We start from the raw sequence: 10,859 nt of genomic DNA, 5'->3' as shown, positions 1-10,859 counted from the left end.
GCCATACTTAATTTCTCTGAATTGAGTATTTTATGCAAGTTCTATCCGTGATAAGTTCTTTTGGTAAGTTAGCAATTCTATGAAAACAAGAGGAAAACAACGAAAAATTAAATTAATATAGGGAGGTGTAATCAATGTTCATGAAAGCAATAAGTTTATTCAATAAGATGGGTAAAACCCAAGACTCCATTTTGACAGGATTATTGGGAGGTCTGGTTGGAACTATCTTTATGGATATATCAAATGAAGTGATCTATCGAGCTGGGAAAACGGAAGGCCGTTATGCAACAATGGCAGGTCAAATGTTTGTGAGCCCAATCAGAACGAAGCAAAAAAAGAATTTCATTCTAGGCCAGGTTTTACATTTGGCAACGGGTTCGATTTTTGGCCTCCCATTAATGTACATTTTAAAGAAGACAGGTAAGGACCATTATGTGGCCAAAGGGCTAGTATCATCTATCATAACCTGGGGTGTTTTATATACGGGTGGCCAAAAAGTAGGCTTATATAAAAAGACCCACCTAACAAAGTCTCAGTATTCGGCGATGTTCAATAATTTGATTTATGGAATAACTTCTGCAAAGGCTATGTTAATGATAGCTGATTCGAATGTTTTTGAAAAACGTGAACGTATTAATCCAACAACGTTTGACTCGAAAGGTGATTACCAGTATTTAATCGAAAATGGTATGAGTACGGATCAGAAACAGACCTATTTACATTGATTAACTTAAAAACGATTGTAGAAATCTATTGAGTAACCCCGGGTAAGACCTGTAATGTGCCAACAGAGAGCTTACCTGGTTTTTTGATTCACTTGCATTTCTGATCTGATACTATACTTCTCTTTCTCATAAAGCATTATAATAAGAGTAAGATCCAAAAGTGAGAGTCGGGATCCGTATATTGTCTAGGAAACAGTGATATGTCTGAGGTACACGTGAGCATCCGAAGGGATATGAAATGGGGTTTTTTATGAAAGTTAAGATCATTTATCGCTGTTCAAACTGTGGCAGTGAGAGCCCGAAATGGATGGGGAAATGTCCGAACTGTGAAGAATGGAACACCTTTGAAGAACTTATTAATCAACCAATCTCAACTCAGGTTTCGACAGCGAAACAGACGAGTTCCGTCAAGAGGTTATCGGAAGTTTCATCCGCTAATAGTGACAGAATTGTTACAAGCATTCTTGAATTTAACCGGGTTTTAGGCGGTGGAATCGTCAAAGACTCGATTATTATACTCACAGCAAGACCGGGAGCCGGAAAGTCAACTTTGTTGTTACAAGTTGCTGATGATGTGGCATCTCAAGGATACAAGGTGCTATATGCATCTGCAGAAGAAAGCGATACGCAAATAAAAAATAGAGCAGATCGAATCTTAAAGGGAATTAATAGCAATATTTGGATATACTCTGATACAAGTATGGATCATGTACTTCTGGCAGTCAATGAATTGGATCCGGATTTGGTTATTATCGATAGTATTCAAACCTTTACGCTGGAAGAACACCATTCACGTCCAGGTTCTCCCATTCAAACTATGGGCTGTGCCAATGAACTTTTAAAAGTTGCCAAAAACAATGAACGCCCCAGAGCAGTAATTATGGTTGGTCAGATGACAAAGGACGATGAAATTGCCGGGTTAAGAGCGTTAGAGCACTTGGTTGATGCTGTGTTGATCTTGAATGGGGAAAATGGGGAAGAATTACGGGGGGCCTGGTGTTCGAAAAACAGGTTTGGAAGCACAGGAGAAATTGGTTTTTTCTCCATGACGGAAAAGGGAATGTTATCCATCGATAACCCTTCAGAATTCTTCATGACCCAGAGGGAAGAAGGCCAAACCATATCAGGAAGTGCTTTAGCCGTTATAAAAGAAGGTACACGTCCGATTATTGTGGAAGTTGAAAGCCTTGTTTCAAAATCCTTTACACCCTATCCCTCCAGAATTGCCGAATGTTTAAGGCGGGACCAACTAAATACTCTTATTTCTATTCTTGAACAGCGTGGAAAGATTAGCCTTTACGATAAAAATGTTGTGATAAAAACAACAGGGGGTCTTCAACTCAAAGAACAGGCGGTTAATTTAGCAATTATCATGTGTATTGTTTCTTCAGTCATGGATAAAACAATTCCCAATGACACAGTCTTCGTAGCTGATGTAGGGCTGACTGGAGAACTAAAGAAAGTTCCGGCTATTGAAGCGAGGATACGAGAAATTGACCGAATGGGATTCCGACGTGTCTACGTGGCGAGAAATACTGTACGTGATTCTTCTCGCTTTAAGAATCTTGATATAATTGAGCTTAACACTTTATATGATGTTATAAAACATTTAGGGATGAAGGCTGGAGGCAGAATTGAACCTTATACGACAGAGATTACTTGATAGAGTGTTAAGCATCCTCTGGTAACCAGACTAACATTATGGTTTCAGAAACCTTTATGGGACCTTTAATGATAAGTCGGAAACACATGCGTTCCGGCTTTTTTTATGCACTGGAAAATTTTAAAATTATCCTTCTAGTCATAGACATTTAATGATAATATGTAATAAGTAGAAAGTTATGACGGAGGGGGGTTCAATGTCTTTTACCTATTTTGTCAGCTCAGATGCCATCGGTCATTAAGACTCGGAATTGGGCAAACGTCTGATGCACAGTTTCTTTTTAAAGCTCTCAGAAGCTGCAGAAAAACCTTCCCATATTGTATTTCTGGAAAAAGGAGTGAGCTTGTTACTGCCGGAATTCTCGGCCTTTGATGCTCTGGAGATTTTAGAAAAGGACTGGGGTGTTGCTCTCTTGGCTTGCGGCTTGCGTGACTTGTCTGGATTATTACGGCATTAAGGATAAAATCAAAGTCGGCAAAGTATCGACTATGCCGGAGATCATCGCTGTCATGCATCAAAGCGCTAAAGTGATACATATCTAAATTTGGTGTAGAGAGATTGAGGAGGGGAAAAGACTAATGGAGAACCGGGAATTATGGACAGCACTGGGTATGGATTTAGAGAAACACGATGATTTTTTGGCTCCGGTACCCGCAATTTTCACGAGCTTATTTTTAGATCGACCTAATCGCCCCAAAGGAATGGGATATTTTGATGCAGTGGTTGGAGATGTTCATGGAATTCGTGTTCATGAACTCTATGCCATGAAACAAGCCGGCAAAAAAGTGTTCTCAACCTTTTGCGTATATGTGCCGGAGGAAATTATCGTGGCGACGGGGAGCGCCAGCATTGGCCTGTGTGCCGGGGCTCAGTTTACTGTTTCTTCGGGGGAAAAGGTTCTGCCCCGCAATCTTTGCCCTTTGATTAAATCGACAATGGGTTTCAAATTAGACCGCATCTGCCCCTATTTCCAAGTTTCTGATTGGGTCATTGGGGAAACGACCTGTGATGGAAAGAAGAAGGCCTGGGAAATTCTTAACAAGTATATCCCTACATACGTTATGGAACTGCCGCAAAAGAAGGAAACCAAGGATGTTTCTCTTTGGGAAGAAGAAGTGCAGGAATTCGCCTCATTTATTGAACGCGAAACAAAGGTGAAATTAACTGCTGAGAATCTTGCTCAGGGGATTGAAACGATTAACAATAAACGCCTTGCCCTACAAAGATTAGCTGACTTAAGAAAACATACTCCGGCACCGATTCACGGTTTGGATGTCCTCTTAATTAATCAGCTCTCTTTCTTTGATGATCCTGTTCGTTTCGCTGCCCAAGTTAATGCCTTGTGCGATGAACTTGATCAGCGAGTCAAAGAGGGTATTGGGGTAGCACCAGCCAATGCCCCAAGGATCTTAGTAACGGGGACTCCCCAGCCTTTACCCGCATGGAAGCTTCACGCTTTAATTGAACAGGCAGGGGCTGTTGTAGTTGGAGAGGAAACCTGCACCGGAGAACGTTATTATAAGGATGTTACTGAACCGGCTGATGATGTCGGAAATATGCTTGCTAATATTGCCAAACGGCCTTTAAAAGTAAATTGCGCTTGCTTTACTCCGAATCAGGGACGATTGGAAGATATTGCGTACATGGCTGAGAACTTAAAAGCGGATGCTGTAATCGATTTCTCGCTTCAATTCTGTCAGCCCTATGGTGTGGAAAGTTATTTTGTGGGCAAAGAAATGGAGAAAAAACAAATTCCATATCTGCGGCTGGAAAGCGACTTTTCTGAAGAAGATCAAGGTCAGCTTTTAACTCGGATAGAAGCTTTATTAGAGATGATTCGTGGATGATGCAAGCCGGCTTAGATCTCGGCTCAGTGAATACAAAGTTAGTGGTTCTGGAAGATGGAAAACGGGTTTATCAACAGATCATTCCTTCTCGGTTCGACTCGGTACAGGCCGGCATTGCTTTACTAAAAACCTATGTCGATAAAGAGGGGGAAAAGCCCGAGAAACTCGTGGTTACAGGATATGGAAGAGTAAACTTTGCTGAAGGACGGGTAATTACCGAGATTTCTTGTCAGGCCAGAGGGTGTCATCATTATTTTTCGGATAAGGAGTATATTCTTGACCTAGGAGGACAGGATGCCAAAGTCATCAGAAAAAATGGAAATGGCAAAGTTGTTCAGTTTATCATGAATGACAAGTGTGCCGCAGGCACCGGGCGTTTTTTAGATGTCATCCTCAAAGGATTAAACCTGACAGCGGAGGAATTCAGTTCGGCAGCTGAAGCCAGCCCAATGCCTATTAATTCCATGTGTACGGTGTTTGCAGAGTCGGAAGTGATCACAATGCTGGCGAAAGGGGTTCCTAAACCTGAAGTTATTGCAGGTCTTTTTAAAAGTACCGCCAAGCGTCTGGCCAATTTTGTCGAGTCCGTGGGGCATCCGGAAACGTTGATTTTCACTGGCGGTGGTGCTCACTACGATCTCCTGACCCGCTTTCTTGAGAAGGAACTAAAGGTAAACCTTGTGATTCCTCCAGAACCTGAACTGACCGCTGCTTTAGGTGCAGCATTGCTTGCCTAGTACTTTGCGGGCATAAGTAAGGGCAAGACTCTAACTAACGGCGAAAAAATGGTTTATCCCTTGGACTGGTAATTTAAAGACTATAACTTATAAGATTGATTATAGAAATAGGGGCTGTTGCAGATTTAATTTGCACAGCCCCTTTAGTCCTCAATGGAGACAATTAGTAAAAACCTTATGCGTAAGATTTAAATAATACGCATAAGGTTCCTCTATTATATTTAAATTATTATTATTTAGTGATAAAATTAAACGAGAAGGGGGAGTTGAGATGAGCGAAGAGAGTAAACTATGGCAATGTCAAATGCAAAGTTGTGGGTATATCTATAATCCTGACAAGGGTTGTAAAAAAAGTAAAGTAGCTGTGGGTGTGCCCTTTGAGGAACTGCCCGATACATGGAGATGCCCATTATGCGGAGCCAGTAAGAAAGCATTCAAACCCCTGTAAAGTTTAAGGTTAGAGCATCAAGAAAGATCTAAAGGTTTTATAATCATTCTTCTTAGGGCTGGAGTGTTGCTAGAGATTTTCACTAAGAGGGTATTTCCTTAAGGCTGGGATCCTTAAACCGCACAATAAATTTTGTGCCGGAAGGAGAAGTTATCACCTCAATTTTAGCCATATGTCTTTCGGCAATATTAAAACACGTAGACAGGCCAATCCCTGTTCCGCCTTTTTTCGTTGTTTGAAAAGGAGTGCCCAAACGTTCCAGAATTTCCTGACTGATGCCGGATCCTTGGTCTTTTACCTCCAGTACAATACTATCTTTGGTTTGATAGGTCCTAATGGTTAAAGTCCCCTTTGGGCTCATTGCTTCGAGGCCGTTCCTTGTGAGATTAAGGATAAGTTGTCTCATTTCGCGTTCATCTAACATTAGTTCAGGGATATTCTCTGCCTCAAGGACGACAAGTTTATCTTGGTTGGTTGCATCAGCCATAATTAAAGGATATAAAGAATCCACTAAGTTGTTGAGTTTAACTGGTGTCCGTAATTTGGCGTTTGTTTTAGCAACAGATAAAAATTCATTAAGAATGCCGTTAGCCCGATCTAACTCGCTGATCATAAGATCAAAATATTCTGCGTTTTCCTGAGAAATGTTTTTACTCTTTAAGAGCTGTAAAAAGCCGCGAACGGTTGTCATGGGATTCCTTACTTCATGGGCAATACTTGTTGCCAGCTCACCAACGAGATTCAAGCGATCTAAACGGCCTATTTCTTCTTCGGCAAGCTTGCGTTTGGTTATATCCAGGAGCTGCATTAGAAATAGTTGGGTTCCGTCAATATCTTCAAACGGATGCTGATATACTTCATAAATAACATCTTTGATAATGCACTGCCATTGCAGGGGCCCGGAGGTTTGGGTTTTCGATTCCATATTACAGTCCTTACAAGGACGATTTCTATTAAAAAGGAGTTCGAAACATTTCTTATTACCAGGTTCGCCCTGAATCTCCTTAAACTTATGATTTGCAAAAACAACGTTTCCCTCAGTGGTACGCAGATAAACTAACCCGGGGAGTCCATCTAAAATAGCATGAAGACGTTTTTGCTCATCTGCCAAGGATTTTTCCAAGCACTTCTGATCGGAAATATCTCGAAAATAAACAGAGAGACCTTCCGGAGAAGGGTAAACGTTAACTCTAACCCAGCCGCAGGAAAGTACTGAGAAAGCTTCAAAATAAATATGTTTTTGGGTAAGTTTAGCTTCTGTAAATTTGAGGAAATACAAATCGTCTGATTCAGGAAATATATCCCAGTAATATTTCCCGAGGATTTTTTCCTTTTTTGAAGCTAAGAAAAGCTGGGCAGCAGAACTATTGACATAAACGAATTTCCAGGAATTATCCAGAACATAAAAGTAATCGGATATATTGTGAAAGATGCTGTGGATTCTGATATCCGGTTGATCAGCAGCCATATTGTTAGGGATGATACCGTCAGCAGTCGGGCAAGCAATCCCATAAAAAGTTTCCTCCGTAGGAATGGGGATCAGCATCCAGGAAAATTGCTGATAGGTGCCGTTGGAAAGACAGTAGCGATTCGTTAAGCCATGAATTCGCTTTCCCTTCATCGCTTCTGTGACCGCTTGGATTGAAGAATTTTGGTCATCAGGATGAACAAATTGCCGGATGATCTCCACTGCTGTTAGATTTTTTATGGTTTTTTGGGTAATTCCAAGAAGTGTTGGCAAAACTGGATTGCTGTATTGAATCCGTCCATCTAAGGAATTGATAATAAAGACATAATTGAAATTTAAGAAGACTTTTTTCAGCTTAAGAAGCTCCTTTAAGGAAACCTCTGGAATATTTGTATCCAAAGCTAACTCCTTTTCTGCATCTAAGTATCAAATGCCCTTATAAGACTAATAAGTACTAATCGATAAATAATAGTTCTACAAATTAATCCCAATCCCTTTTTAATAACAATTATTTATAGATACTTATGTATATACTAATGTATATATTAATACTTGAGAAACCATCAGGGCTGGCAGTTCGTTTCAATTTAGCTCTATTTTATATAATTGATTATAGTCTATAGATGTGATATAATAGATTCCAATAAATGTATTTCGCAGCATGGTTAAAACGATAATCTGTAAAGATTATCTGAATATCCTAAATCGCTTAATTCTTTTTAGAAGCGGGGGAACCATTTATCTGGGGTGAATCCTCTAAAGGAATTTTTTCCTGTGAGGTAGGGTTACTTTCGACCCGAATCCGTCAGCTAACTTCGTAAGCGTTGAAAGGAAAGAACGATAGGCTAGGCTCTTATTGCCCTGCTTTTTTATTCTTTTGCTTTTTCGACTTAGCTGACCCCAGACATTGCGTCTCGGGGTTTTATTTTATTTATAGAGGGAGGATATATAGTATGCCAAATTATGAGCCATCCGAAGGGAAAACTCTTGTCACTTTGAGCAAGGTTGCCGAAAAGAACAGTTTTATAAATCCTGAATTATACAGCAAATACCAAGTCAAACGAGGGCTTAGGGATGTTAACGGAAGAGGTGTCCTTGTCGGTCTGACAGAAATTGGTGAAGTACACTCATATATCCTGGACGAAGGTGAAATTATACAAGTTCCAGGCCGATTACTTTATCGTGGCTATGATATTTCCGATTTAGTCAATGGATTCACGCGAGACGGCCGATTTGGTTTCGAAGAGACTGCCTTTTTATTGCTTTTTGGCCATCTTCCTGACCAGAAAGGTCTAGAGGATTTCAAACAAATTCTGGCCGGTAATCAGAAGCTGCCGGAAGATTTTGCCCGCGATTTGATTTTGAAGGCATCCAGCAAAGACATTATGAATGCTCTTGCAAGAAGTGTCCTAGCCTTATATTCTTTTGATGATAACCCTGACGATCCTTCCATCAGCAATGTTTTAAAACAATGCCTGCTGCTGATAGCCTGTTTTCCATCCTTAGCGGTGTATGCTTATCAAGCCTTATCCCATTACCATGGCAATCAAAGTCTCTTTATTCACAGCCCGCGTCCGGAGTTAAGCACAGCCGAGAACATTTTGACAATGCTGAGACCGGACAGCAAGTACACCAAACTTGAAGCTGCGCTCCTGGATCTCGCTCTGGTGTTGCATGCTGAACATGGCGGGGGAAATAATTCGACTTTTGTTACTCATGTCGTAACTTCTACCGGCACAGATACTTATTCGGCGATGTCGGCAGCTATAGGTGCTCTCAAAGGGCCGCGGCATGGCGGAGCTAATATTAAAGTAATCAAGATGTTTGAAGATATGAAGAATCAACTCAAGGATTGGAATGATGATGAAGAAATTGAGCAATATCTAACTCGGATTTTGACAAAAGATGCCTTTGACAGGTCTGGCTTGATCTATGGGATTGGCCACGCGGTTTACTCTATTTCAGATCCGAGAGCCGTTATTCTTAAGGATTATGCAGCCAAACTAGCCCAGGAAAAAGGACTGGATGATGAATTTAAACTCTACACATCAGTAGAAAGGTTAGCGCCTCAAGTAATCGCTAAGTTTAATAAGATGTATAAAACAGTTAGTGCCAATATCGATTTTTACTCCGGATTCGTTTATAAAATGCTCAATATCCCTGTCGAAATGTATACACCTATGTTTGCTATTGCTCGAATCGCAGGCTGGAGTGCCCATCGTATTGAGGAAATTGTTAATGCCGGGAAAATTATCCGGCCGGCTTATAAAAGTGTGGCACGGAGACAAAAGTACCTTGATTTGATTGAGAGGAATTAGTTCTTCTTATTATAGAAGTCATTCTCATTTTTCAAGACCAAATAAGCATTAAGCATTAGGCAAGAGCTTTGGCAGCGGTGTAATCACCGGTGCCTTTTTTATGTAAAGGTTTTGAGTCTTACGATTGGATAAAACGGGAAGAAAAAGGTATCCGCTGAAAAAGAGAGAATAGTATAGATTCAGCAGCTTGACATAAAGAGATCAGACAGGGGTGGAACGTTAATGGGAAAATTTAAAATCCTGACAGCCATGTTGATATTTGGCAGTATCGGGGTCTTTGTTCGTAATATTGCTTTGCCTTCCAGTGAGATCGCCTTTCTAAGAGGAATTATTGGCAGTGCTTTTTTGATTTTTATAAGTATTCTTGTTAAACAAAGGCCATCCTTTAAGTCAATTAAACAAAATGGGTTACTTTTAGTATTATCGGGTGCTGCCATCGGATGTAATTGGATTTTTTTGTTTCAAGCTTATAAATACACGACCATATCCAATGCAACCTTAAGTTATTATTTTGCTCCGATATTTGTCATGATAATGGCGCCCTTTCTCCTTAAGGAACGATTAACGTTCACTAAGGTTGGATGCATTATTATTGCTATGGCCGGATTGTTTCTAATTAACCTGGGAGGCGGCGACACAGGCAGCGGGAGTAATCATTTTCTCGGCATAGCATAACGGCCTTTCAGCAGCAGTACTCTATGCGGGCGTTATCATCATGAATAAGTTTATTAAAAACCTAACAGGGTTTGAAACTACCCTTGTGCAATTAATGGTATCAAGTTTGGTTCTTCTGCCCTATATTATTTTAGCGGATACAGTAGATTTGTCTGGGTTAACCTTACACTCTATGATTTTCATCCTTATTTTAGGTATTCTTCATACAGGGATTGCTTATTTTTTATATTTCACGGCGATCAAAGACTTAAAAGGACAGACTATCGCCGCATTAAGCTATATTGACCCAATCACGGCAGTGATCATCTCGGCTGTCTTTCTGGGAGAAAAAATGAGTCCTATACAAATCATTGGTGGTGTTTTGATCCTGGGTTCTACCTTTTTAAGTGAGAGGCTGGATATCAAGCCGTAAAGCTTAAGCAAGAGGCCGGGGCTTGAACCTGGTCTTTTGCTTTAGTAATCTCATGAGTTTTTAAAAAGAATGAAGCATTAATAATTGTTCTCTTTTAAAATTACATCATGGGCGCGTTATGTTTTTGACAAGTACAGAAAAATGTCCTCAAGCATTTGGAGCTTATTACTTATTATTCTAACAATACTAACACTTGACCATTCCGTTTTATCGCTTCCCAGAACACTCTGAGGAGCATTTTCGGCTATTCTTTTGTGGTTGCATTTCAATATTCTTTAGCTGGTTATTCAAAAACATTATCTAAATGTTATAAATATTTAGACGCAGGCTATGAGTTAGTCTCTATTTCCTGTTCCAAAAGCTATTGCGTCAATAAAACAGACAAGCCTTGCAATATACAGGCTTGTCTTCATTAGTATAGATATACCCACACAGTTCGAATTAATTATTTAAGTTTCGCACCCTGATAGGAGTTATTTCCCGGCGGAAACTTGGTCACCAGTTTGAGTTCTTGCATCTTAACTCAGACAATTCCATTGGAATTTTACTGTTTAACAAGCTTTATC

Annotated in this window: 10 protein-coding genes and 1 riboswitch; of the genes, 9 read left to right on the top strand and 1 reads right to left on the bottom strand. The window is 40.2% G+C overall.

Annotated elements, in window-relative coordinates; all coding sequences use genetic code 11:
• The first annotated feature begins 134 nt into the window (after positions 1-134).
• The 6 genes from B5Y67_RS06530 to B5Y67_RS06505 all read left to right on the top strand — a co-directional run bounded on the left by B5Y67_RS06530 (position 135) and on the right by B5Y67_RS06505 (position 5,420).
• Positions 135-725 (top strand): DUF6789 family protein, encoded by a 591-nt coding sequence (locus B5Y67_RS06530; protein ID WP_088225695.1) that lies wholly within the window; start codon positions 135-137, stop codon positions 723-725.
• A 250-nt stretch (positions 726-975) separates the two neighbouring features.
• Positions 976-2,388 (top strand): DNA repair protein RadA, encoded by a 1,413-nt coding sequence (radA, locus tag B5Y67_RS06525; protein ID WP_170932613.1) that lies wholly within the window; start codon positions 976-978, stop codon positions 2,386-2,388.
• A 265-nt stretch (positions 2,389-2,653) separates the two neighbouring features.
• Positions 2,654-2,845 carry a hypothetical protein gene (locus B5Y67_RS25820; protein ID WP_242975890.1) on the top strand — a complete coding sequence of 64 codons (192 nt, stop codon included), beginning with the start codon at positions 2,654-2,656 and terminating at the stop codon, positions 2,843-2,845.
• Between the two features lie 121 nt (positions 2,846-2,966).
• A complete protein-coding gene (locus B5Y67_RS06515) occupies positions 2,967-4,235 on the top strand; it encodes a double-cubane-cluster-containing anaerobic reductase (RefSeq protein WP_088225693.1) in 1,269 nt (422 codons plus the stop codon).
• The gene (locus tag B5Y67_RS06510; RefSeq protein WP_088225692.1) at positions 4,232-4,972 is read left to right on the top strand and encodes an acyl-CoA dehydratase activase; all 741 of its coding nucleotides are present in this window, start codon (positions 4,232-4,234) and stop codon (positions 4,970-4,972) included. Before B5Y67_RS06515 ends, B5Y67_RS06510 begins: the two co-directional genes overlap by 4 nt.
• A gap of 271 nt (positions 4,973-5,243) precedes the next feature.
• On the top strand, positions 5,244-5,420 hold the full coding sequence (locus B5Y67_RS06505) for a rubredoxin (protein WP_088225691.1): 177 nt from the start codon (positions 5,244-5,246) through the stop codon (positions 5,418-5,420).
• Positions 5,421-5,502: 82 nt separating this feature from the next.
• Here the strand turns inward: B5Y67_RS06505 and B5Y67_RS06500 are convergent, their stop codons facing one another.
• Complete coding sequence (locus B5Y67_RS06500) at positions 5,503-7,287, bottom strand: PAS domain-containing sensor histidine kinase (protein WP_088225690.1); 1,785 nt, start codon at positions 7,285-7,287, stop codon at positions 5,503-5,505.
• A gap of 297 nt (positions 7,288-7,584) precedes the next feature.
• Positions 7,585-7,728: riboswitch (cyclic di-AMP (ydaO/yuaA leader) on the top strand.
• Between the two features lie 113 nt (positions 7,729-7,841).
• On the opposite strand from B5Y67_RS06500, the gene B5Y67_RS06495 reads away from it, so the two are divergent.
• The 3 genes from B5Y67_RS06495 (at position 7,842) to B5Y67_RS26340 (ending at position 10,293) form a co-directional block, all read left to right on the top strand.
• Positions 7,842-9,206 (top strand): citrate/2-methylcitrate synthase, encoded by a 1,365-nt coding sequence (locus B5Y67_RS06495; RefSeq protein ID WP_088225689.1) that lies wholly within the window; start codon positions 7,842-7,844, stop codon positions 9,204-9,206.
• A 222-nt stretch (positions 9,207-9,428) separates the two neighbouring features.
• Positions 9,429-9,881 (top strand): DMT family transporter, encoded by a 453-nt coding sequence (locus B5Y67_RS26345; protein WP_348982294.1) that lies wholly within the window; start codon positions 9,429-9,431, stop codon positions 9,879-9,881.
• A 40-nt stretch (positions 9,882-9,921) separates the two neighbouring features.
• Positions 9,922-10,293 (top strand): DMT family transporter, encoded by a 372-nt coding sequence (locus B5Y67_RS26340; protein WP_348982293.1) that lies wholly within the window; start codon positions 9,922-9,924, stop codon positions 10,291-10,293.
• Positions 10,294-10,859: the final 566 nt, after the last annotated feature.

The organism is Desulfosporosinus sp. FKB, from assembly GCF_002196705.1.
In the GTDB taxonomy this organism is placed as follows: domain Bacteria; phylum Bacillota; class Desulfitobacteriia; order Desulfitobacteriales; family Desulfitobacteriaceae; genus Desulfosporosinus.
This window is presented reverse-complemented; position numbering and strand designations above follow the sequence as displayed.